The 23,992-nt window shown below is 30.3% G+C and carries 22 protein-coding genes; 9 read left to right on the top strand and 13 right to left on the bottom strand.

Features of this window, described 5'->3' with window-relative positions:
- Window positions 1-314 precede the first annotated feature (314 nt).
- From PBN93_RS08830 to PBN93_RS08790, 9 genes are all read left to right on the top strand, one after another.
- Window positions 315-794 (top strand): GNAT family N-acetyltransferase, encoded by a 480-nt coding sequence (locus PBN93_RS08830; RefSeq protein ID WP_271080468.1) that lies wholly within the window; start codon window positions 315-317, stop codon window positions 792-794.
- Window positions 795-980: 186 nt separating this feature from the next.
- Entirely contained in the window at window positions 981-1,355 is a 375-nt protein-coding gene (locus PBN93_RS08825; RefSeq protein ID WP_271080467.1) for a cupin domain-containing protein, read from the top strand.
- Window positions 1,356-1,469: 114 nt separating this feature from the next.
- Entirely contained in the window at window positions 1,470-2,405 is a 936-nt protein-coding gene (locus PBN93_RS08820) for a TolB-like translocation protein (RefSeq protein ID WP_271080466.1), read from the top strand.
- Between the two features lie 63 nt (window positions 2,406-2,468).
- Entirely contained in the window at window positions 2,469-2,957 is a 489-nt protein-coding gene (locus PBN93_RS08815) for a hypothetical protein (protein WP_271080465.1), read from the top strand.
- Window positions 2,958-3,187: 230 nt separating this feature from the next.
- Entirely contained in the window at window positions 3,188-4,459 is a 1,272-nt protein-coding gene (locus PBN93_RS08810) for a tyrosine-type recombinase/integrase (RefSeq protein ID WP_271080464.1), read from the top strand.
- Window positions 4,452-5,411: a hypothetical protein gene (locus tag PBN93_RS08805; RefSeq protein WP_271080463.1), complete on the top strand. Its 960-nt coding sequence runs from the start codon at window positions 4,452-4,454 to the stop codon at window positions 5,409-5,411. Before PBN93_RS08810 ends, PBN93_RS08805 begins: the two co-directional genes overlap by 8 nt.
- Before the next feature lie 52 nt (window positions 5,412-5,463).
- Window positions 5,464-5,748 (top strand): helix-turn-helix domain-containing protein, encoded by a 285-nt coding sequence (locus tag PBN93_RS08800; RefSeq protein ID WP_271080462.1) that lies wholly within the window; start codon window positions 5,464-5,466, stop codon window positions 5,746-5,748.
- A gap of 130 nt (window positions 5,749-5,878) precedes the next feature.
- Window positions 5,879-6,274 carry a hypothetical protein gene (locus tag PBN93_RS08795; RefSeq protein ID WP_271080461.1) on the top strand — a complete coding sequence of 132 codons (396 nt, stop codon included), beginning with the start codon at window positions 5,879-5,881 and terminating at the stop codon, window positions 6,272-6,274.
- A complete protein-coding gene (locus tag PBN93_RS08790) occupies window positions 6,264-7,523 on the top strand; it encodes a DUF3987 domain-containing protein (protein ID WP_271080460.1) in 1,260 nt (419 codons plus the stop codon). Before PBN93_RS08795 ends, PBN93_RS08790 begins: the two co-directional genes overlap by 11 nt.
- A 123-nt stretch (window positions 7,524-7,646) precedes the next feature.
- On the opposite strand, the gene PBN93_RS08785 is transcribed toward PBN93_RS08790, so the two are convergent.
- From PBN93_RS08785 to PBN93_RS08725, 13 genes are all read right to left on the bottom strand, one after another.
- Window positions 7,647-10,769, bottom strand: coding sequence for a type I restriction endonuclease subunit R (locus PBN93_RS08785; RefSeq protein ID WP_271080459.1), 3,123 nt, complete (start codon window positions 10,767-10,769; stop codon window positions 7,647-7,649).
- Window positions 10,770-10,774: 5 nt separating this feature from the next.
- Window positions 10,775-12,562, bottom strand: coding sequence for a DUF262 domain-containing protein (locus PBN93_RS08780; RefSeq protein ID WP_271080458.1), 1,788 nt, complete (start codon window positions 12,560-12,562; stop codon window positions 10,775-10,777).
- Between the two features lie 22 nt (window positions 12,563-12,584).
- Complete coding sequence (locus PBN93_RS08775; protein ID WP_271080457.1) at window positions 12,585-13,820, bottom strand: restriction endonuclease subunit S; 1,236 nt, start codon at window positions 13,818-13,820, stop codon at window positions 12,585-12,587.
- Entirely contained in the window at window positions 13,817-15,319 is a 1,503-nt protein-coding gene (locus PBN93_RS08770; RefSeq protein ID WP_271080456.1) for a class I SAM-dependent DNA methyltransferase, read from the bottom strand. Before PBN93_RS08770 ends, PBN93_RS08775 begins: the two co-directional genes overlap by 4 nt.
- 63 nt (window positions 15,320-15,382) lie before the next feature.
- A complete protein-coding gene (locus PBN93_RS08765; protein ID WP_271080455.1) occupies window positions 15,383-15,706 on the bottom strand; it encodes a helix-turn-helix domain-containing protein in 324 nt (107 codons plus the stop codon).
- 44 nt (window positions 15,707-15,750) lie between these two features.
- On the bottom strand, window positions 15,751-16,239 hold the full coding sequence (locus tag PBN93_RS08760) for a hypothetical protein (RefSeq protein ID WP_271080454.1): 489 nt from the start codon (window positions 16,237-16,239) through the stop codon (window positions 15,751-15,753).
- A gap of 369 nt (window positions 16,240-16,608) precedes the next feature.
- Entirely contained in the window at window positions 16,609-17,328 is a 720-nt protein-coding gene (locus PBN93_RS08755) for an OmpA/MotB family protein (protein ID WP_271080453.1), read from the bottom strand.
- Entirely contained in the window at window positions 17,328-18,827 is a 1,500-nt protein-coding gene (locus PBN93_RS08750) for a MotA/TolQ/ExbB proton channel family protein (RefSeq protein ID WP_271080452.1), read from the bottom strand. The genes PBN93_RS08755 and PBN93_RS08750 overlap by 1 nt, the downstream gene beginning before the upstream one ends.
- Before the next feature lie 65 nt (window positions 18,828-18,892).
- Entirely contained in the window at window positions 18,893-19,762 is an 870-nt protein-coding gene (locus PBN93_RS08745; RefSeq protein ID WP_271080451.1) for a hypothetical protein, read from the bottom strand.
- A gap of 40 nt (window positions 19,763-19,802) precedes the next feature.
- On the bottom strand, window positions 19,803-20,168 hold the full coding sequence (locus tag PBN93_RS08740; protein WP_271080450.1) for a hypothetical protein: 366 nt from the start codon (window positions 20,166-20,168) through the stop codon (window positions 19,803-19,805).
- A 523-nt stretch (window positions 20,169-20,691) separates the two neighbouring features.
- Entirely contained in the window at window positions 20,692-21,336 is a 645-nt protein-coding gene (locus PBN93_RS08735; protein WP_271080449.1) for a DUF4276 family protein, read from the bottom strand.
- Window positions 21,337-21,345: 9 nt separating this feature from the next.
- Complete coding sequence (locus PBN93_RS08730; RefSeq protein WP_271080448.1) at window positions 21,346-22,425, bottom strand: AAA family ATPase; 1,080 nt, start codon at window positions 22,423-22,425, stop codon at window positions 21,346-21,348.
- Between the two features lie 218 nt (window positions 22,426-22,643).
- Window positions 22,644-23,870, bottom strand: coding sequence for a hypothetical protein (locus tag PBN93_RS08725; protein ID WP_271080447.1), 1,227 nt, complete (start codon window positions 23,868-23,870; stop codon window positions 22,644-22,646).
- Window positions 23,871-23,992: the final 122 nt, after the last annotated feature.

Below are 23,992 nucleotides of genomic sequence, written 5' to 3'. Positions count from 1 at the left end.
TGTTTACAACAATGTATAACCGCAATTACGACATCCTAACAATTGGGGAGACTACGTCAGAATCCACTCGGAATTGCTAAGGTCTGAGCTAAACAGAAAATTATTAACTTTAATCCTGTAACCAATGCTAATAAAGGACTAAATGAAAAATAAGGTTTATGCACTACCATATAAAAGTTAATTAATATAATAGCATAAAATTGTGTATAAACAATGAAATAAAATCAAGAACCACCAAAATCAGTTCCTAATAAAATCGGCTAGAGTGCTTCACATAATCAATGGGAACTTGGTAAAAAAATGTATGCAACAAAATGAAAATTATAGAATCATATAGAGATGATTACACCATTTCTACCAACAAGGATAAACTAGATATTTTAAGCATTCACAAATTCCTTGCAAACGAAACAGATTGGGCAAAAGATATTCCAATAAACACTTTAAAAACATCAATTAAAAACTCTTTAAATTTTGGACTTTACTACAAAAACCAACAAATTGGTTTTGCCAGAATAATTTCAGACTTTTCAACCATTGCATATTTAGGAGATGTTTTTATTTTACAAGAATACAGAGGAAAAGGATTAAGTAAATGGTTAATAAATGAAATCATGCAACACCCAAATCTTCAAGGATTAAGGCGCTGGATTTTGTTAACCAATACGGCCGAATGGCTTTACAAAAAATATGGATTTACAGAAATAGCTAATCCTGAGTTTTATATGGAGAAGCACAACCCTAATGTTTATAACTCTCGTAATACTACTAATACCAACAAAACCCTTAAGTAAACATAAGCGCTTACTCCTTAATAATTAATACAAACATTTAACATAAAATAGGCATTGCTTACCCTGCCATATATTGTAAAATATTACAGATAGCAGTTAATACAAATATGTAATAAAACCAGGTATTACCAATAATTATATTTAAAAATAAATTATATTGCTAAAATCATTAAAAAGTATAAAAAAATGGAACGATTTAGTAAAAAATTTATTATCACAAAAGAATTGGATTGGGAAGAACTTGGCGGAGGAGTTTCCAGAAAATTTTTAGGTTATGACAACCAAATTATGATGGTAAAAGTAAAGTTTGACAAAGGTGCGTTAGGAGCTCCACACCAACACTTTCATACACAAGCTACCTACTGCGTATCAGGTAAATTTGAGTTTACAATTGACGGTGAAAAGAAAATTGTTGAAGCAGGAGATGGCGTTTATATAGAACCAAACTTACTGCACAGTGCTGTTTGCCTAGAAGAAGGTATGCTTATAGACACGTTTAGTCCTGTTAGAGAAGATTTCTTGAGCGGTGACGGTGTATCTTATTTTGGAGATAAGAAATAACACTAAAAAAACGCTGTTTTTTAAAAGTTAACAGTACATTATGTATTAAAATTTCCGAAGCTTTGTTGCACGCGTTCCTGAGCTTCGGATTTTTTTTGCCTTATTTTAAAAACTATGAAACAAATACTACTGTTACTAGCTTTAATTTTATTTTCAAACTTATTAAGTGGCCAATCTGAAAATGACATTACTACGTTTAGCAAAAAACTAGATCAGTTTTACAACATACGTGATTTTTGCATTTCTAATAACGGTAATGAAGCCTATTTTACCATACAAAGTCCTTCTGGAGAAATTTCACAAATTGCCACACTAAAAAAAGAAGGCAATAAATGGTTAGAACCAGAACTACTACCCTTTTGTGACGAGTTTATGTATTTAGAGCCATTTTTAACTCCAGACCAAAACAGACTATTTTTTGTGTCAGACAGACCAATAAATAACTCTAGTATTCAAAAAAAAGATTTTGATATTTGGTATGTAGATAAAGACACCATAAACAATAGTTGGTCTAAACCAAAAAACTTGGGCAAACCTGTAAACTCTAGTCTAGATGAATTTTACCCTACCGTAAGCAGCAATAACAATTTATACTTTACAATGGCATCACCAAACGGCTTGGGTAAAGATGATATTTATTTTTGTGAATGGAAGCTAGGCAAATACAAAGAACCCGTTCTTTTAAACAAAAACATTAATAGTGATGGCTATGAGTTTAATGCCTTTATCTCTAAAAATGAAGACTTTTTACTATTTACAAAATACAACACAGTAGACGGACAAGGAAGTGGCGATTTATACATTTCTAAAAAAGACAAAAATAACAATTGGGCTAAAGCTACAAACTTAGGCCTTCCTATAAACACAAAATATATGGAGTATTGTCCTTTTTACGATGAAGAAAATCAAAAATTATACTTCACTAGCAAAAGAAAAAACATTAAAACACAAGACTTTAAAACAGTTTTAGACTTTAAAAACTATATAAAAGAGAGTAAAAACGGTTTAAGTAAAATATATGTTGCCAAATTAAACATAATTAAAAATTAAACTTACAAAAACATAAGTGGTATAATAATTGGTTGAAAGACACAGAACAAAAAATCTTATTTTATGAATAACTTTAAATTATCAATCTTATCACTATTAATTTTAATAATTACCACTTCTTGCAGTAGTGATGATGATAATGCCAGTCAAGAACTATACTCAACAGAAGATTTAAGTATTATGCACAATAACAGCTCTAAAACCTGGAAATTAGAAGCATATTTTATTGATTACAATTCCAAGCAAAAAAGTGAACAAAATGATTGTCTTGTAGATGACATTTACACTTTTAAGCCAAACGGAATTATTGAAATAGTAGCTGGGTTAGAAAATTGTTATTACGGAGATAACGAAATTGCTGAAGCAGAATATAGGTTTTATGAAGATGAAGGGCATTTGTTTGCAACAATGATAAGAGGTGAAATTACCAACAATCTTGTTAAAAGCACTTCTTTTAGCTTACAACTTATAGAGCTTACAGAAAAAAGAATGGTATTTGCTAGTGGAGACAAAGACAACTATAAAAAATCTTTAATTTTTATAACAGAATAAATCTTAAAACTTAAAAAGCCTTGATATCACTATCAAGGCTTTTTTTATTGTACTCGAGGTGGGAATCACTAGCGTTAATTGTACAACAAAGGTAAAAAGACCAAAAATAGCTTAAACACCCTATAATTAATGAGTTGAAGTTGTTCTAATTAAAAAATAAGTTTAAAAAGATTAAGTTAAATTCAATAGAATTAACTATTTTTCGGCAAAATATCGGCAAAAATTTAGTTGTGAATTTAAAATATTTCGTCATAAGAGGTAAAAAAAAATACGTTAGTATTTATGTGCGCTTTTGGGACAGTAAAAGGATTGATCAAAAAACAAAAACTGGAATTACCGTTAGTTTTGAAGATTGGTCAGAAAAAAAACAACGCCTAAAAATAAAACCATCAGCAACAAATTTTGATTTTATAAACGATAAACTTAACAAATTAGAAATTTTTATTGTTGACCAGTACAACCAAGATTATAGCAACAACAAAAGCATATCTAAAACTTGGCTTAAAGAAAGTGTTGCTAACTTCTTTGGGAGAGTAGATAAAAATGAAGAATATAAACTATACTTCGCACCTTGGGTCAAGAGATATGTAAAAAATGCCCCAAACAGATTACATAGAGGGCAGCACCTTAAACAAAGATCAATACAGAATTATAAATCAGCCCTCAATAAACTTGTTGCATTTGAGGCACATCAAAAAACACAATATCGATTTGAGGATATAGATTTAGATTTTCACAGAGAATTTATTACATATTGTAGAGACATTGAAAAGCTAAATAATAATTCAATTGGTAATTTAATCTCTAGAATTAAAACTTTCTGTAGAGAAATAGAATTAGAAGGATTTAAGATTAGCCCGCAATTCAAGAGTCCTCAATTTGATGTCCCTAAAAATGAAACCTTCGACACTTATTTAAATGAATCTGAAATAAATAAAATTTACAACTTTGACTTCAGTCATTCACAGCGCCTTAACAATGCTAGAGACCTTTTCATTATTGGCCTTAGAACAGGGTTACGTATAAGTGATTTATTGAAAATTGAAAAGAAAAACATTTTAGATAATGTTATTAATATAACAACAACTAAGACCAACCAAAACTTAACAATTCCGATACACCCACAATTTGAAGCTATCCTTAAAAAAAGGAAAGGAAAATTACCTGATAAAATTTCAGATCAAAAGTTCAATAAATACATTAAGGAGGTGTGCAAAGAGGCGAAAATTGATACACCCACATATGGCTCTGGATTAAAAAAGAACGCTAAGAAAAAAACTCTAGGAATTTATCCGAAACATCAATTAGTTAGTAGCCATATATGCAGACGTAGTTTGGCTACTAACTTATTTTTAGAAGGGTTTGATCCCTCAATAATTATGAAGGCCACAGGTCATAAAAGCACAAAACAGTTTTTAGTATACATTAAAGCATCAGAAGATGAACATATAAAAATGCTAAGCGATTATTGGAATAACCAAAAAATACTTGATAATGGATAAATACTATTTTCATAATCTCATTTCATCAAATGAATTTGAAAAATTGAAAACTTCAGAAAAAATTAGATGGTGCTTAGAAAAAGACATATTTTATTTTGCCCCTGAAGGATGCGTTAATTTTATGAAATTTAATTGTGTATCTTTTGATAATATAGATCTTTCAGATTTTGACAAAGAGCCTTTTATTTTAAACAAAATCTACAAGCTTAAAAAAGATATAATCAGCTTAAGTCACATTTTTAGTGAGGAAATTTTTTATAAAATTTGTGAATATTCAGCAGTCGGAAAAGGATATCTAATAGATAATGCAACCAATAGAATTCAATTTAAACTAAAATCATTAAATACAAATGAGGAAAAATTAAGTTATCTGACATCAGAAATTGACACATTAAATTTATTTGACCTACCTACTCTTGACATTCTTTATTTTAAAAATAGTAATGATAATGAACTATCTATTGGGCCCGCAGTGAAATATGACATGATGCAAGTAACTTCAGAAGTTCAATTAGGGTGGATTACTGGGAGATACGATTATGATTATTCTAACTTAGAATTAGAAGAGAATGAATTCTTCGTTAAATTTGAAAAGGACTACAAAAAGTATTTAATTTATGAATACTGTCAAAGAGAAATTAAAATGATAAAAGAGAACTCAAAAAGAATAGTACTAGAGCAAAAACCTTTAAGGAAGTTGGATAATTCTGTTCAAAAAATTATTTTAATTAATATGATTATTGAAAGTCCTAAATGGCATCAATTTACTAATAACAAAAAGGCAGAAATATTAACTTTATTAATTGATTCTCATAAAGATACCCTTAGAAAAGCTATTGATGTATTGGATTCTAGAACTCATTATAATAAAAAGGGGCTATCTGATGATTTTGTTAATGTAGAAAAACAATTAATAAATTTGGGCGTTAACTTGGGTAACCCAAAAAATTAAATCAAATTAAATAGTGTATAAATTCGCCTTATAAATCGAAAATTATAAGGTAATGAAAAAACAAATTCTTCAAATTGAAAACACACAATCTTCGGATTTTATCCCTCAAATAGTTCTACAATTAAAGAGGGCATTAGATGATGACAATAAAAATAATATTGACTCAGAAAAACTTCTTACAAGAGAAGAAACAGCTGAAATGTTGTCCATCTCTCTTGTTACTTTGTGGAAATATTCAAAAGATAATATAATTCCTGCATACAGAATTGGCACTAAAGTGAGATACAAAAAGAGTGAAATCTTATTAGCTCTTAAAAAAATGAACCAATTTAAATAATCAGGAATTTATGAATCTTCACAATGCTATTAATAGTCTTAGCAAAAGACTAGAACAAAATAATAACTTTAGGGTAACAGATAATGATATTAAGGCATTCAACTGTATAATAAAGTATGTAAATAAAACTATGGATAAGAACATATCGTTGAACCCAGGTTTTAAAAAATTATACACATATAATTTAGGACTTTTAGTGCAAAAATATGACGCAACGATTGGTTGCTCAATACCTCATTCAGAGTTACATCACATACTAAATACGCCTTACAATATCATATTAGAAAATTTTATCAGTGTAATTAATTACCAATATAAATACAAAGTGATAAAAAAGGCTGGTATAGATATTCATACGCATCCAGCTCTTATGACGGAAGATGTTAAATTAACAAATTTAGAGAAGTTAAATTCCATATTATCGCAATATAATTTTAATGACCTCCTCTTAAAAGATGCTTGGGAAGCTAAGGAAGCCGATGAGCTTATTACAAAACAATTAAATAATTTTATTAATGAGCTATAAAGAAATTGAGTCGGTAAAAGAACCAAGTAATAAGACATTAGCGTTAGAACTCTTGGAAAGCATAATTTCTAAGTTACCATCAGAAATCAGTCATATAATTGAAGAATCATTTACACATAGACGTATTCCAAAAGAATATTTATTTAGTTCTATATTGTTTGCTTACTGTAATGCTTCAGGTTTAGCTTTCAAAATAAAACATAATGGATTTACCAATCACAGTAATTTGTATTTTGCCATAATTGGAAATAGAGGAGATATTAAATCCCCTGCTATGAGCTTAGCTACCGAACCACTTAACAGATATGACAATAATGAGTACGACAAATATATGAAGGAGAAGAAGGCTCTTGAATCTAATAGTATGCCTTTGGAGCAAAATAATAGAAAACAATTATTAATACAAAATGCAACCATTGAAGCGGCAATGTATACCCATTGCAAAAATCCTTATTCGATAGGTATATATATTGATGAGCTATCTTTCTTAATTGAAAAAATGGCAAGTAAAAACAGTAATGATGGCAAAGATTGGAGAACATTTTTCCTTCAGGGAAATACTAATCAACATATAGACATTGGTAGAAAAACAACTGAAAGCTATAGATTAAAAAAATCATGTCCTTCACTTTTAGGATCATTACAAACTCAATTTATTAATAAACTTTTTGCTGATGGCAATTTAGAAAGTGGTTTTATAGATCGTATTTTGTATACAACTAAATTAACTAATAATAACAAACTGTCTAGAAACAAAGTTTCAAATGAAGTATTAATAAATTACAATGAGGCACTGAATAATTTATTAAAATATAGACGCGCTATTGAGGATGAAAATACCTCGTTAGAAATATTGCTCAACAAAGATGCTGATGAATTAATGTACAATTACATACAAAAGTTAATAGACAAGGAACTGACACTACCTATACAAGAAAAGGAATACAATGCAAAAATGCAAATTAACATATACAAATTAGTTCTAATAACTCATCTTTTAAAAAATTCAAAAAACAAAAACTATCAATCAAAAATTACCAAAGAAAGTGTAGAACTCGCAATTTCTATGAATGAATTTTATTTTCTAAATTTTAAAACTATTCTGTCACATAAAGCAACCGAAATAAATGAAAAACATTTTTTAAAGGAATTAATCAAAAGGGCTAAGAAAAATAAAGCTACGCAAACAGATATTACTAAAATTTTTGGTTTATCTAAAGGATATGTATCAAAACTTTGGAATAGATAATTTGGAAACTGGAAACTGGAAACTCGATAGATACTATCAAAACTCACCTCTTTAATAGAAAAGAATAGAATAAGAATTTGCTCAGCTCAGGTTATAGATACTGCTAACTATACTTTAAAAAAACTAATTTGTTCCAGTAAAAATTTCAGCCAGTAATTCACTTTGCACTAGCACTTTATCAGCTTCCATTTTTGCAACATCTGGCGGATAGCCATAGCGCATTAATATTTTCTTTACTGTTAACCTTAATTTAGCCCTTACATCGTCTCGTTTGCTCCAATCTACCGTTGCGTTGTTCCTAACCACGTCCACAATAGTATGTATTAACTCTTTCATCTTATCGTCATCTAAAAAACTCGTAGATCTGTTCTCTGATAGTACGGAATAGAAGGCATATTCTTCTGGTGTTAAGCCTAGTTCGTCACTTTTTTTATCTTCTAAGCGCATATCTTTTGCTATTGCGGATAGTTCTGCAAGAACTTGTGCCGAATCTATTTGGTTATTATGATAACGCTTAACTACAGATTCTAACATTTCGGAAAATCGTTTCCCTTGTACTATGTTTTTAGTTTTGCGTACGCGAACTTCATCACTTAATAATTTTTTAAGTAATTCAAAAGCTACATTTTTTTGTTGCATGTTTTTCACTTCCAATAAAAACTCATCCGATAATATACCAACGGATGGTGCTTTTATTCCTGCCGCTTCAAATACATCTATAACGCCTTCGCTAGACAATGCATCGTCTACAATTTGTTTAATGGCTGTTTCTACTTCAAAGTCTGACTTTGTACTATTACCTGTGAATTTATTTATTCTAGATTTTACCGCTTGAAAAAATGCCACCTCATCTTTGATGTTATCGGCTTGCGGACTAGGAATAGACATCGCAAACAACTTAGAAAGTAGCGTTACTTCTTTTAAAAATCTATTTTTGAGGTCTTCACTTTGTAAGATAAAGTTTTGTGCACCCAATAAAATTTGAAGTTTATTATTAGTTTCAGCTTTAAAATAGGCTTTAAAACCGAAACCGTTAAATTGCTGCTCGACCACTTCAAACTTTTCTAACATACCCGCAATAGCTTCTTTTATGTCAACAATAGGTGTGCCTTCACCTCCACTTTGTAAATAGGTTGCCATGGCATTACGCAAATCTTGACCTATACCTATATAATCAACTATTAATCCGCCTGGTTTGTCTTTATAGACACGGTTTACACGTGCAATGGCTTGCATTAAGTTAGCACCTTGCATCTTTTTATCGATATACATGGTATGCAAGTTTGGTGCATCAAAACCTGTCAACCACATATCTCTAACAATAACCATTTGCAAAGGGTCGTTTGGGTCTTTTATACGTGCAGCTAACATTTTTCGTTGCGACTTCGTAGTATGATGCGGTTGCAGTACGGCTTCATCATCACTGGTACTTGTCATAATGACTTTAATAGCGCCTTTGTCTAAATCGTTGTGATGCCAATCCGGACGCAAAGCAATAATCTCGTTGTAGAGTTTTGCACAAATTTTACGACTCATACTCACAATCATCGCTTTGCCTTCAAACACTTGTTGTCGTGCTTCAAAATGCGACACTAAGTCTGTTGCAATATCTTTTAATCTATCATCTTTACCTATAATTTTTTCTATCGCAGCACTTTTGGTTTTTGCTTTTTCTATTTGCTCTTCGCTTGCGCCTTCAATAGCATCTATTTGTGCATCTATAGATTTGGTAACTTCTTCATTGAGTTTAATCTTCACTAAACGCGACTCGTAACTAATAGGTACTGTTGCGCCATCGTCTACTGCTTGTTTTATATCGTACACATCTATGTACTCTCCAAAAACTGCTGGTGTAGATTTATCTTCCTTTTCTATCGGTGTGCCTGTAAAACCTATATAAGATGCTTTTGGTAAGGCATCGCGTAAATACTTAGCATTACCATATCTAATTTCTGAGCCTTCTTCTACATCTACAACGCGTGCTTTAAAACCGTACTGACTGCGGTGTGCCTCATCCGCAACTACAACAATATTTGTACGTTCTGATAAGGTATCAAACACATTGCCTTCTTCTGGCGAGAATTTTTGAATGGTTGTAAAAATAACGCCACCTCCAGACACATTTAATAATTCTTTTATGTGGCCTCTACTTTGCGCTTGTACAGGTGTTTGCCTTAGTAATTCTTTGCAATTCCCAAAGGTAGCAAAGAGTTGGTCGTCTAAATCGTTTCTATCTGTTAGTACCACAATGGTTGGGTTTTCCATTTGTGGGTGCGTTACTATTTGCCCTGAGTAAAACACCATAGATAAGGACTTACCAGAACCTTGGGTATGCCAAACTACACCTACTTTACGGTCGCCATCTTCACTATTTGTAGCTCTAATAGTTTGCGCTACTGCTTTTTGTACGGCGTAATATTGATGGTAAGCCGCAACTTTTTTAATTTTAACTTGAAAAATTAAACCTGTCTTCTCATCCTTTTTTTCTTCTTGCTCAAAAACCGTACAGTAGCGAATTAACTCTACCAACGTTTTTTTGTTAAGCATGAACTCGGTTAGAATTTGTAATTCTGTTCTTGGGTCGTTTTCTGTTTTTATTGGCGCTTTCCAAGATAAAAATCGAGAAAAAGGTGCAGATACACTAGAGGTTTTGGCGTCTATACCATCACTAATAACACAAATGCTATTGTAATAAAAAATACTTGGTACTGCTGTTTTATAGTTTTGTATTTGTTGATATGCTTTTTTAACGGTTGCGTTCTCGTCTGTGGCATTTTTAAGTTCTACAAATACTAAAGGTAAACCGTTGATGTAAACAACTACATCAAAGCGTTTTTCGTTGTTGTTTTCTTTAACTACTAATTGATTAACTACCCAAAACTGGTTATTCTCTGGGTTTACAACATCTAGTAGTTTTACATTAATGCCTTTGGTTCTTCCTTCTTTGTTAAACTCTACGGTGACACCATTGGTTAACAAGGTATGGAAACGCTCGTTGTTTTCCATAAGGTCTTGTGTACCTAGATTTACTATTTTTTGATACGCTTCTACTCTAGCAGATTCTGGAACGTCTGGATTTAATTGTTGTAATGCATTTTTTAATTGTTGCTCTAACAATACAGACTCAAAACCTTCTCGTTGTGGGTTATCGCTATAAGGTGCAATGTCTGGACCATAATAATACGTATACCCTTGACCAACTAATTGGTCTATAAAGGCTTGTTCTATTTTGTCTTCGTTAAGCATAACAACTATATTTTATAATGCGATTTAATTTTTTGAATTAATTGGGCATGGTTTTCTTTAAGCTCATCAATTGTCCATTGGTCTTTCTGCATAATTTGTAATGAATTAGGAAAAGACTCAATACTGTTATTAAAATACTTTGCTTTTTTTAGTGAAAAGTCTAAGCGACCTTGTCCAGCATTTTTTCTTCTACTTATTAAGACTAGATTACCCAATTTATGCGTCCACTCTTCACGTTCTTCTGGTGTAAAATCCTGAACCCATTGACTTGTATCTTGTGGATTTTGAGGTAAAATATGCTCTACCGACATTTCATTATAAGAACTTCTTTTTTCTGAATACAAAGGTGCGTCTAATAAGAAATCTATTTTTCTTAAAATATATCGTGCAAAACGTCTTCCATAAATAGTATGCTCTTCAATATCTAATAAAAAGTTAGCTGAATTAAAAGTAAAAACACCGTCTTCAAATAAAAGCTTTATTTTCTCTTCTTTAGACAAATCTGCTAAAGCATTAATTTCTTCTATTTTTTTAATGATAGCATTCATTCCTTCAATTCTAGTAGTAGGTGTCTCACGTGCTATCCAATCTCCAGAAAACTTATTATCTAATAAAATTAGAAAATTGAAAATTTTATCCTCTTCAAAATTCTCACGATACACCAATAATGGTGGCACCCAAATATCAGACAAGGCAGTATCTTGCATTACTTTTACTAAATTATCAAAAGCCCAATTGTTATTTATATGATGATTATTACCACTAAAAATGACATCAAAATGCGTTTTATATTTTTTAATAATATCAAACGTCTCATCACCACGTTTTAATAGTGCAGGTGCTTTTTCTTGTTTTTTAGTGGTGTAATTATACTTTTTAGGATTGTAAATATTATCATCAAACTCTTTTAATAAATTATGTCTTGCTTTTTCTTTTACTAAAATGGTTCTGATATACGATAAGAACAAATCAAAGTCTTCTTCCAATTCGCCTTCTAATTCTTCCCAATATTTTGCGTATTCTGCTTTTTTTGTTTCTGTACTAACTTCTTTTAGGTTTTGCGCTTTTAAAATATCGCTATTTCTAAGTTTTATTCCTCTATCATTTAAAACTGTAAACAGTCTATAAGCATCTTCTAGCTCGCTACTAGATACGTAAACTAAAATGACATATTGACGTAAGTATGGAAAAAAAGTATCAATGTTTAAGTTCTCTTCCGTTGTAAACCATTTGGTAATTATTAATATAGCATTTGCCATATTTCTGACTGATACATTTTTAGAATTATTGACTAGTTTTAATAATTCTTCTTTTTTTAATGTACCGCCTTCTTGTTTAATGTATGTATTAATAAATTCTTCAACCTCTTTACGAATAGCAAATTCAATACGTAATCGCTCCGGAATACCATCGTAAGGATTGCCTTCTTGAAAAATAGCTTTTGCACAAGTAGCTTTTAACCTACTATCTGTTGCTAAATCTCTAACTACAGCTTGCAATAGGTATAAAGTAGTTAAACGTTGTTGTCCATCTAAAACACTATTTTCTTGATAATTTGTATTACCGTTTTGTTTTGGCTCTGTATGTAATACTAACGAGCCTAAAAAGTATTGACTATCTGGTGTGTTTAGGGCAGAGTGTGCCACATCGTCTAATAAAGAACTTATTTGATCTTCTCCCCAAACATAAGGTCTTTGATAATCTGGTATAGAAAACCACATATCTTCTGCAAAGACGTCTTTTATGGTTATTTTATCGCTAGCTATTTGTTTACCTGTTACTTCTATTGCCATTATTTAGTTTTATTTATCCTAATTACTTTTTAAACCCATTAACCCTAATCTCGCCACGCATTAACTTAGGTAATAAAGCGTCTCTGGTCTTTGTTAAGGCTTGGATTTGTTTTTTATTTGAATTAATCTTTTCCATAAATACGGAAATCATTAATTCAAATTTTTCTAAATACTCTAGATTTAAATGCAATTCTAAGTTTCTAAAAGATGTTTTATTAAATTTTGGTTGAGCACTTCCAGTTATTATTGAATTTAACATATGCTTTCCAAACCTACTAGTAAATAATAAATAGAAAAAATTATTGAAATTTGATTTTACAACTATTGCATTTGGACCTAAAGTCATAGGATAATTTAAATCAGGACACTTAAATACTGTTCCTGCATAAGCTCCTACATTAGATATTATTATATCATCTCTTTCTAATTTTGATTTACTTAAAAATTCGTATGCTTTCTTATCTACATAAACAAAATCTCCATTAAAATCTCTATTAAAATCTGTCAACCGAATTAGTTTAGCATAATCAGGCTCTTGTTTGTAGTTAACATTTTCAGCTAAAGATGCAAAACTTCCATTAGCAACGTAATCAGTTACAATTGCATCAAAATCCTTTATTTTTATTGAATGCCAACCATCTGGTAACTCATCACCAACTTGGTATTTACCAAACCACTCTTTAAAAATAGTTTGTGCGGTTTGCTCTAAGGTTTGGTTTTGTGCGCGTAGGTTTTCTATTTTATCATCAAAAGCGGTTAAGACTTTGGCTATGGCTTTTTGTTCTTGGATTGGTGGAAGATTGAAAAGCTTATTAACTAAAACATCTGTTTGAACTCTTTGTCTTCCTGATGTTCCAGTCATTGCTTTAATTGCAACTTCTCGAAAATGTGGTGAAATAGATAAATAATATAAAAATTGTTTATCACTTTTATTATCTATTTCACGAATTACAATATATTCTGTAGAACCAAAACCAATCTCGTCTTCTTCTAAAATATCAACATAGGCAGTTTTACCATTTTCTAAACAAGGTGTAATTCTTGCTAATAATGTATCTCCATTTCTAAACTTTGTCCCTCCTTTAAAAGTTTTTTTATCAAAGGAATATATTTTTTTTGAAAAGGAATCAATACAAGCCATTGGAATATTGGTTTTTATATCTCCTTTTTTTATTGATTCTCTTGGGTTTATTTGTGCTACTTCATTTAAAGTAGTTTCCACCCAACCATCAGGCAATTTATCCTCTACACTACTCATAATGTAAATCCAATATTAGCCAGTTGTGTTTTAATCTCTTGGTTAAGCGCTTCCTCTTCTTGCATTTGTTGTTGCAAGGTTGCGGTAAGGTCTGCCATTTTGGTTTCAAATGGGATGCCATCGTCTTCTTCGTCTGGTATACCAACATAACGTCCTGGTGTGAGTACGTGGTTGTGTTTGCGTATGGCGTCTAAGGTTGCAGCTTTGCAGTAGCCTTTTATGTCTTGGTAATCACCTTCTTTTTTCCAATTTAAATAGGTGTCTGTTATCTTAGCAATGTCTTCTTCTGTAAAATCGCGGTGTACTCGGCTTTTCATAAAGCCCATTTCTGAGGCATCGATAAACAATACTTCGTTGGTGTTGGTTCTACCTCTACGCAAGTACCAAATACAAGCAGGAATACCTGTGTTATAAAACAGTTGTTTTGGTAAGGCGACGATACACTCTACCAAACCAGCTTCTACTAAGGCTTTACGGATATCGCCTTCACCAGAGGTGTTAGAACTTAAAGAGCCATTAGCTAAAACGGTTCCCATAACGCCACGTGGCGATAAATGGTACAACATGTGTTGCATCCACCCAAAATTGGCATTACCGTTTGGTGGTGTGCCATATTGCCAACGTGCATCATCTTGTAAAATGTCTATGCCCCATTCTTTTTGGTTAAATGGTGGATTGGCTAGTATATAATCTGCTTTTAAATCTGGGTGTGCATCTTTAAGAAAAGAACCTTCGGTGTTCCAAGCCACAAACTTGCTGTTAATGTTACGTATGGCAAGGTTCATACGCGAGAGTTTCCAAGTGGTTTGGTTGCTTTCTTGTCCGTATACGGTTATGTCTTTAATATTACCAGAGTGAGCAGTAACAAACTTTTCAGACATAATAAACATACCACCAGAACCAGACGCAGGATCGTAAATACGTCCTTTGTAGGGTTCTATCATTTCTACCATGAGCTTTACAATGGCTTTTGGCGTGTAGAATTGTCCGCCTTTTTTACCTTCGGCATTGGCAAATTCGCCTAAAAAGTACTCGTACACGCGACCAAACAAGTCTTTAGAGTTTTCGTTTTCGGCTTGTAACTCGGTATTCGATATTAAATCGATGAGTTCGCCTAAAGCGGTTTTATCTAAATTGGCTTTACCATAAACTTGAGGTAATACATTTTTAAGCTCTTTGTTTTCTTTTTCTACCGCATCCATAGCTTCGTCTATGATTTGACCGATGCTTGGTAATTTGGCTTGCGCGTGAATATGACTCCAGCGTGCTAGTTTAGGCACAAAAAAGGTGTTTTCGGCAATGTACTCGTCTCTATCTTCTGCGTCTGAATATTCGTCTGCTTCTAATTTTTGATACAATTCATCAAAAGATTCTGAAATGTATTTTAAAAAGATAAGTCCGAGAACTACGTGTTTGTACTCGGCAGCGTCTATGTTTTTACGCAATTTATCTGCTGCTTTAAACAAGTCTTGCTCAAAGGTATTTTTAGTTTTTGCCATTATAATTTGTGAGGGTATATAAAAAATTTTGTAATAATAAGTAATATTAGTTCTTTTTGTATTTTAAAACAAAGGATTTTTTATGAGATAACTATTAGCTTTCTCATTTAATTCTTCTGTTGTTAATTGCTTGTTCTTAATTAACCATTTATCTATATCTTTCTTGGAAAAAAATAATTTGCTTCCTTTTTTTATAACAGGTATTTTACGTTGATACACTAAGCCATAAATAGTACCTTTTGCAAAACCTAGGTAATCAGCCACCTCTTTTGTCCCCATAAGTTTTAAGCTAGAATTACCAGCTTCATCCAGCTGATTTTGAATAGAATCTACTTTTGTTTCTATCAACTCTAATTTTTCCATAATTAAATCAAAAGGGTTTTCCATAATTTAAGTTTGTGAATTAATAATATATCTTAAAAGCAAAAAGGTTAGGTAGTTTCATCAATAATGTAATCATTGATGTATGGATTTTTAATTCTTATTAAGACATCTCTGTATTTAGTAACAAAAGAATCTAATTCAAGTTTTAATCGTGGTTTTTCAAAATTAGACTCATGATGTTCATCCTCTTTGCAGTGGCACAGTACACAAAGAGATTTTAAATTATTTCTATGAGTATTTAGTAATGCATAACCATCAATGTGATGCGTGTGTATATAACGTTTATCATAGTTATTTAATAAATCATCCCCACCAAAACCACAGCATTCGCAAGTATAATTTTGCTGTTCTCTATACGCTCTGGATATTGCACGCCAATTAAATGGCCTACCTTGAATATCTATTCTTGTTTCACCAGTATTGGTAGCTATCTCGTTATCGTTAATATCTAATAACTTATGAAACTCATCTGTATTGGATATTTCTTCCTTCGTTCTTTCTCTAATAAGTCTGCTACAATTTCCGCATAGCTTCAACTCTTTATTTTTATATATTTTATTTGTTTCCCTATCGGTTAGCGTTACGCTAGGAGAATTAGACCAAAAGTAATGATTATGAAACCTACCATTCTGCTTTTGACTTATAATTGCTTGACATTCTAGTAAATGGAATTTGGGAAGTCCATATCGCTCTATATTAGGATGTTTAATATACATAAAGCCTCGTTGAAAGTTTCCGTGAACATTAAAAAAAACACCATTTTCCCTCCAATCAATATTACCATCATTTTCCTGTTCGGTAAAATCAATTTTATCTATTAAAACATTACTGTTATACTGCTTTAATCGAGGGACTCCAATAGAGTCTAAATAACTATGTGATATATTAAATTTGATTAATTCCATCTATTTTTCTAAGTCTTTTAGAACCTTATCAATTAATTTATCACTTGTTGTAATTATTCTAAATTCTACCCTTCTTGATTTTTCTTTATTAACAGGTTTATTAGTAATTATAGTTAAGTTTCCATCATCATCAACTGTCCTACCATACGACAAACCATTGGCCGTTAATAAATATTCAAGTAGAACAACTTTTTTAGATGGTAATTTCTTAAAGTATTCCATTTTCCTAAAATGCTTAATTACTTCTGAAGACCTTTTTTGAGAAAGCAAAGTATTGGCTATATAAGGATCTCTATCATATCTAGGAGAAGGAACATCATCTGTATGTCCCTCTACTCTAATCTCAGATATTTTATCTTTATATTTGTCTTGCAGAATCACATCAAAATATTTAGGTAAAAATTTATTCAATATTTTAGAGAAATAAGGTCTTATATTAGTTCTTCCAGATTGAAATAAAACATCTGGATTTGTAAACTTAATTGACAAATCTTTATCTAATTGAACTTCCCATTTTTCAAAATCTTCTTTAAAAACAGAGTTTAACTCACTGTAAAGTTCCTCTTTAGTAGCTTTAAATTCTTCAAATATCTCATCCCTTTGAGTTTGTGCCTTTTTTACTTGCATCATATATGAAATGGAAATAAATAAAAATATTATCATCAATACTGTCATAATATCGGAAAAAGAGACCCAATTGTTATCTGAATTTTCTTTCATTATGTCCTAGCTTTTTCAATTAGACGCTGGATTAACTCATCTAAACTGGTTAATGTTTGATTTAACTGAACAGTAAACTCCTCTGAAATATTATCTAAATTATTTCTCAACTCAACAGAGGAATTACTTATTATAGATACTCCTTCTTCCATATTAGTTTTAGTATTTTTCCAAAACTCACCATTTATATCCTTTATTTCTTCAATTTCTTTTAATCTAATAAGCAAAACATCAATAGATTCCTTAAAATTATTTTCCTTTAATATCCATTCATTAAGCTTATTTGTTGTTTCATCAAAGGTTTCAGTATTGGTCTTTATCGTATTAATAGAAGTTTCAAGTTTTGTAATAATATCCTGAAATTTGGTATCATCAATTAAAACACTCTGCAATTCTTTAATTAATTTAGATAATTGACTATTGTCATCAATTAGCCTATTTGTATTGCCTGTAATTTCTTTTAATGATGTTGCTGCTATCTCAAAATCATTAGAAACAGACTTAAATTGATTTGTTAAAGATGAAATCATTTCTTTATTTCCTTTTTGCCAATCATTTAAGTTTTGAACACTGTTATTTAACTCTTTGAAATTTTCTTGAACTAATTTTTGTATTAATTCTGTCATTTGATCATTAAATGTCTTTGTTACGCTTTTCATAACATCAACAAGGGCCTCTGTATTATTCTTTTTTAAAATTTCACCAAACTCATCAAACTTACTTGCTAATGATTTTGTAGTCGCTTGTTGTTCCGTTTTAATACTTTTCATTTGGTGTAAAATGCTATTTTCATTTTCACCTCCAAGAGTATCTTTAATTATATTTAAAGATTCCTTTTGTTCCTTTTGCTCTTTGTAATTATCAGTAAACTGTCCTCTTAATTTTTCTAATTGTGTTAGTAGACTTACTTCTTCATCACCAATTAGTGAAACTTGAATTTTATCTAACAAAACACTTTGATTTTCTTGCTCTTTCAGAGTATCTACAGTTTGGTTTCGTAGTTTAACTATCTGCGTAGAAAGACTAGTTTCTGTTTCTCCGATTAAAGCGCTATTTAGTTTGTTAAAATTTGAATTAGCTTCTGTTTTAGTAGATTTTAAGACTTCTAAAATTTCATTTAAAGCTGATAATTCACTAGTCTGCTTTGGCGGTTCTCCAAGCTCTACTGTACGCAGTATCAACTGACAAAAAACTCTAAATATCAAAGATAAAATGATACCGATTATAGAGGTAAGAAAGGCAAGTTTCATTCCTTCTAACAACATCGGTATACTACTTTCTATTTCATTAACGTTAAAGCTTTTTAAACCCAAGTATATTCCACCAAAAGTACCTAGAATTCCAATTGTGGTAAATATTGACGGTATAGAACTATATAGGTAAGCATTAAATGATTTTGTTGTTTTTCTATACCATAACCGCAATATGTAATACACGGAAAAAATAAACCAAATAACTAATGCTCCGTAAACAATGCTTGTTAAAAACTCTTTACTCATTGTAGTATATTATTTTTTTAATGATTGTAGTAATATTTGCGAATCTATTCAGATAGGCTTAAGTGTTATGACCTCTTTATATCTTGATGTGCAAATATTGCTGAAGCAGTACTATTTGCCGCAAATAATCCTTGATGCGCAGTCATAGATAATTCAACAGGTAAACCGTTATAAGGCTTAATGCCGTGTCCTAGTATGCCTGAATCTTTTAGTAAGTGAGCGCTGATGCCTGCCCACATAGCACCAATTGCAACGCCTTTATGTTTGTTAATGTATTTGTTAGTTTTATCCCAAAAAGGATGGTGGTCTTGAGGTAAGTTTTTATATGATTTATTAATAAGTTCTACCCCAGATCTCATTAAAAATTCAATTATAAACCCCATAATAATTGAGTGACTCATAAAGTGTCGGTGAAAACCAATCCCTAAAGCTAAATCACTATCTGGTAATCCGCCTTCAAAATCTTCACCTCCTGCGGAAGCAAAAAATATTAATATCCCCATTACACCAACAGAGATTAATTCTATTTTTTCATCTTTGGTTTTTTTTAAGAAATTTTCATTTACACTTATAGCTCTTTCTTTTATTTTTAGTCCTAAAGATTTTATATTATCAGGTGTATCGGATAATGATTTTTTAGTATTGCTAATGTCATTAACAAATTGAGCTTTAAAACCATACTTGTTATATTGCTTGGCCTTATTTTTTGCTGAAGAATAAGTTCTCCCCGAAAATTTACCAACTGCCTTAAAAAGTTTTATTGTAGTATCTTTTTTTGAATTATAAGTTTGCTTACCACTCTCTTTTATTATAAAATAAGATAAGGATAGTAAGTCTTCTTCTGAGTATGTTTTTTTAAGGGAGAAAATTAACTCACTTAAAATTTGTTGTAATTCAGTTTCTTGTTTTTTATTTATGACTAATGTTTGTCTCATAACATTTTAAAGTCTAGTTTGGTTGTTGGTCATAATTGATTTAGTCAAATGTAGGAGCACATTTGAGATTTTCATTATACGGCTGTATGTGTTTCCAAAATGCTTTACCTGCACTGTCATAGTGGTCTAAAGAGTAGTTAAATTTAGTATTAGAGCCAACTTGATAGATATATTCACTGCATGAAACAGAATATTTTTTCTTGAAACAAACAACTGCGAAATAGAGAGTTTTATAATCTACATACACCTCATAAAATGTAACTTTAGATATGGCTTCACTATCATAACTTCTATATGTTGTCCCTGAACTTTTTGATTTTACAAATTCCATTATTTCACTACAGGTTTGTGAATACGAATTAATAGTTATTATTATAAATACTAAAAGCATTAAATATTTTTTCATTGTAGTTGGTTTTTAGGTGAATTTACTATCCTTTATTTTTATATCCTTACGGCTTTCCGTAATGCAATTAAAAAAGTTTGAAGCCTTAATAAATCTAATATAAACGTATAGGGTTCAATTTTTTCGCATTCAACTCCTAACTCTAATTATTTGTAATGGCTTACAAATTAGAATTGTTCTTTGTCTATTACCAATAAATTGTATAGTTGGTATGTAATAGTTTACAAATGGTAAGTTTTGAAGTATATTTATATTTACCTCACCAGAAATATCTATGAAATAATAAATTTAGGATCTATAAAAGTTCCTCAATGATTGGAGTGTTTTTTTACAAAGCCATAAGTCTTAATCATAGGTGAGAAAGTCGTGTAATAAGACCTGTGTTTTTATATTGCTTATATAATGAGAAAAAAAAAAGAGCTCAAAGAACCAGTATTGGAATCTATGAGCTTACTATAATAATGCCGCAAATTAACGAAGAATTTGTTTGTATTATCATCTTAGTACTTTGTTGGCAACTAGTTTATTCTGATAATTTTTCAATAATATTTTGCATCCAATTATTAAATCGTGGGCATTTATCAATTATTGACTGAATATCTAACATTCCAAAAATCAATTCACTATCAGCAACCTTATCATATTTGAAAATTCTTTCTAGTCTTTTTGAAGGTGCATTTTCAGGATTACTGTTGATATCCTCTGGGTTAGGATATTCTTCAATAATATTTTCTATTAAAAGAAGCTTGTCGTCTTCATCAATAACTAATTCAAAACCATCTTTTTTAGCAAACATTAAAGCCTCAAGTTCATGTCTTTGTATATATGGAATTATATTTTCGTTATTATCAAAATCTATAGATATACCTTCTTCAATTGTATTAATTAATTTGGAATCAATCGTAAAGTTGGGAAAATTGGTAGGAAGACGGAAAAAATCAATAAATGTTGTTATTATTACATTTCCTTGTGCAAGTACTCTGTTGATGTCATTTTTTAAATATTCATAATTGACTACTCCTCCTTTTTTATGCTGTTTTCGATTTGTTATAATGGTTTGAGCATTCATTGGATTTTTGAAATCAAGATTGTATAAATATGGAATGACCACATCATTTATGAAAATAACTTCAGTATCTCCCTCTACAATAAAAACTAATCTTTTCATTTTTATTATTTAAAGAGGTTGACCACCAAACACATTTTTACCCCATACATCCCCCAAACTATAATCTTCCAACCAACTATTTAATTCTTCATTATTTAATCGATGAAACACTGTTTCATTTTTTTCTCTATCAGCAACAATTATATCATTTGGTTCAAAATTATCTATTAAATTTATGGATTGAGTAGAAACAATAAGTTGAGTTTTATCGGTAACTTTTCTCATTAAACTCGCCAGTTTGTTTATAGCTACAGGATGTAAACCTAATTCGGGTTCATCAATTATAATAGTTTTTGGCGGTTCAGGTTGCATAAGCAAGGTAGCTAAACAAATAAACCTTAATGTTCCATCAGATAAATTATATGCATCAAAATAAGCATCATAGCTACCCACTTCTTGCCATCTTAATTTAATTTGATTTTCATTTCTACCTGATGGTTCAAGAATAAAACCGTCAAAAAACGGCGCTATAGACTTTATAGTTTTTTCTATTCTTATAAAGTTTTTAGGATATGAATATTTTAAATGATATAAGAAAGCAGCAATATTAGATCCATCTTTTTTTAAAAAAATATCATCATCGATATTACTAAAACCTTTCATAGGTGAAGTATCACTAGTGTCATGGAAGTGATATACTTTAAATTCTTTTAATCTGTCATTAACATAAAAAGCTTGACCATGGTAAGTATATTTAAACTGTGATTCTGTAATACTTTTTTCATAATTTTGATAATGCCATTTATATGATTTAAAGGCCGTATCAATTGATTTAATGTATAACGAGTCCTGATTATTTGCTAATTTTACTATAAAACGATTTGTATCTTTACGTTCGCTACCAAAATGGAAGTCAAAAAATATTTCTTGAGTATTCTTTTTACCAAAATGAAGAAAGCTATCTGCTCCTCCTTTGCGAATAACGTAGTCTGCTAGATTTTGCTCATAGACAGCTCTAACTAGGGAAAAAATAGATATAAAATTACTTTTACCTACTCCGTTTCCACCAATCAATATATTTAAAGACTTTAGAGGAACGCTTTGCTCTCTAATTGATTTATAGCCTTTAATGTCAATTTTTGTAATCATATTCTATATTGCTAGAGCAAATATAGTAAAATGGAACTTTGATTTGAAACTATTGTATGTTTATGAATTTAGCATAAGTAAAAATGTAATTTAAACGTATTTCTAAAGCTCTCAAGTATGAGTAATTACTTAGTTGAACACTAAACTAAAAATCAGTGAGGGTTATCAGAAGTAAACGAGAAAAGTAAATTACTTATAGCCATTATTGGCAAACGTTTTTATTTAGTTTCAACTCTCAATCTATTAAACTTGTCGTAATAATCTATGTTAAGTTCTTCAAGATCTTCATAAGTTATTACTTCAATTCCTTTAAACATTCTGTTCAAATCTCCACTAAACTTGTCATTCATTTCAAGTTTTTCTTCTTTTCTACCAGCAAGTAGGATATGATCAAAATTTGAAGTTCCGTAACCTAATTTTGATTCTAATTCTGATTGATTATCTTTATTTTCAGAATATTCTTTATATCTCCAAACTTGCTCTAAATGCGATAAATAGTTGCTACTTAATTGAGGTCTTTTCGTTTTCTTTTTTACATAGAAAGTTACATCTTCTTTTTTTACCTCGAAAAATGTTGTTTTCAGAAATTCTGGGAACTCTGTTTTTAAAATATAGTCACATTCTTCATTTGTTTTTTGATTCAAGTCGTAGAGATTCTTTTCATATTCTAAGTCAACAAAAGCGTCTCTCAAAAGAATCATTTTATTTTGATTAAAAAAATCGTGTAAAATGGTTCGTTCGTTATTTCTTCTATCGTATTTGATATGATTATTGTATGTCGCATTAAATTCTGTAATTGTTTTTTCAATTTCATCTCTACCAAGAATCATCCAATCTAGTAATAATGGCGTTGGTAGGTTTATGTATTCTTTTGAAACGATATTTGTTTTTGATAAAAAAACAGTTTCCGAGTTATTGGCAAATGACTTTTTGTAATATGTTTTATAAAAATTAGAATCTTGGAAATTCAGAGTGTTTTTATTTAGAATTTCTAAATTTTCTAAATCTGTTATTAGTTTTATCCTCCATTTTTTTATTGTTTCCTCAAATTGTGAAATAAAGAAATCGTGCTGTCCAGATGTGTTTTTCTGAATTACTGCTTCAAATCCTTTTATTCCTATATTTTCTCTTGTTTTGTTTTGAGAATACAAAATCAACGGAATTGATTTTATTCTAAAATTCCCATTAGAATATGAAGTATTAAGTCCATTTTTAAATCTTTCTAAATTTGATGCTTGCATATTATCACCAAACATTTTAGAAGATTCGTTAGTGATTATGGCATCAATGTGAAGCTTGTTTCTCTCTAATTGATTGACTACAAAAGACTTTGTTTCTTGAAATGAATCGAAAAAAATTAGTTCATTTTCTTCATATCCATAATTTTTGAAAATATTCTTATAATTTTCGTGTTCGGATTTGAAATCATTTACTAATATTTTCATTCTTGGGTCAAATGTTTGCTAATTATATATAAACACAATTAACTGCGTTTATATCTCCAATATAGTTTTATAAACGCACATATTGGAATTCGGTTATTAAATTTTATACAATGTAAAACTAT

This window comes from Cellulophaga omnivescoria (assembly GCF_027915275.1).
Classification (GTDB): Bacteria; Bacteroidota; Bacteroidia; order Flavobacteriales; family Flavobacteriaceae; genus Cellulophaga; species Cellulophaga omnivescoria.
Note: the sequence above shows the minus strand (reverse complement) of the source record. Positions and strands in the feature narration are given on the sequence as shown.

Excerpts from the sequence above, each read along its gene's own strand:
- PBN93_RS08790 (WP_271080460.1), top strand. The coding sequence starts at position 6,264 with ATGAGCTATAAAGAAATTGAGTCGGTAAAAGAACCAAGTAATAAGACA.
- PBN93_RS08770 (WP_271080456.1), bottom strand. The coding sequence starts at position 15,319 with ATGGCAAAAACTAAAAATACCTTTGAGCAAGACTTGTTTAAAGCAGCA.
- PBN93_RS08765 (WP_271080455.1), bottom strand. The coding sequence starts at position 15,706 with ATGGAAAACCCTTTTGATTTAATTATGGAAAAATTAGAGTTGATAGAA.
- PBN93_RS08745 (WP_271080451.1), bottom strand. The coding sequence starts at position 19,762 with ATGAGACAAACATTAGTCATAAATAAAAAACAAGAAACTGAATTACAA.
- PBN93_RS08725 (WP_271080447.1), bottom strand. The coding sequence starts at position 23,870 with ATGAAAATATTAGTAAATGATTTCAAATCCGAACACGAAAATTATAAG.
- PBN93_RS08815 (WP_271080465.1), top strand. The coding sequence starts at position 2,469 with ATGAATAACTTTAAATTATCAATCTTATCACTATTAATTTTAATAATT.
- PBN93_RS08805 (WP_271080463.1), top strand. The coding sequence starts at position 4,452 with ATGGATAAATACTATTTTCATAATCTCATTTCATCAAATGAATTTGAA.
- PBN93_RS08825 (WP_271080467.1), top strand. The coding sequence starts at position 981 with ATGGAACGATTTAGTAAAAAATTTATTATCACAAAAGAATTGGATTGG.
- PBN93_RS08730 (WP_271080448.1), bottom strand. The coding sequence starts at position 22,425 with ATGATTACAAAAATTGACATTAAAGGCTATAAATCAATTAGAGAGCAA.
- PBN93_RS08800 (WP_271080462.1), top strand. The coding sequence starts at position 5,464 with ATGAAAAAACAAATTCTTCAAATTGAAAACACACAATCTTCGGATTTT.
- PBN93_RS08795 (WP_271080461.1), top strand. The coding sequence starts at position 5,879 with ATGGATAAGAACATATCGTTGAACCCAGGTTTTAAAAAATTATACACA.
- PBN93_RS08735 (WP_271080449.1), bottom strand. The coding sequence starts at position 21,336 with ATGAAAAGATTAGTTTTTATTGTAGAGGGAGATACTGAAGTTATTTTC.
- PBN93_RS08830 (WP_271080468.1), top strand. The coding sequence starts at position 315 with ATGAAAATTATAGAATCATATAGAGATGATTACACCATTTCTACCAAC.
- PBN93_RS08750 (WP_271080452.1), bottom strand. The coding sequence starts at position 18,827 with ATGAGTAAAGAGTTTTTAACAAGCATTGTTTACGGAGCATTAGTTATT.
- PBN93_RS08755 (WP_271080453.1), bottom strand. The coding sequence starts at position 17,328 with ATGAAAGAAAATTCAGATAACAATTGGGTCTCTTTTTCCGATATTATG.
- PBN93_RS08775 (WP_271080457.1), bottom strand. The coding sequence starts at position 13,820 with ATGAGTAGTGTAGAGGATAAATTGCCTGATGGTTGGGTGGAAACTACT.
- PBN93_RS08780 (WP_271080458.1), bottom strand. The coding sequence starts at position 12,562 with ATGGCAATAGAAGTAACAGGTAAACAAATAGCTAGCGATAAAATAACC.
- PBN93_RS08740 (WP_271080450.1), bottom strand. The coding sequence starts at position 20,168 with ATGAAAAAATATTTAATGCTTTTAGTATTTATAATAATAACTATTAAT.
- PBN93_RS08820 (WP_271080466.1), top strand. The coding sequence starts at position 1,470 with ATGAAACAAATACTACTGTTACTAGCTTTAATTTTATTTTCAAACTTA.
- PBN93_RS08785 (WP_271080459.1), bottom strand. The coding sequence starts at position 10,769 with ATGCTTAACGAAGACAAAATAGAACAAGCCTTTATAGACCAATTAGTT.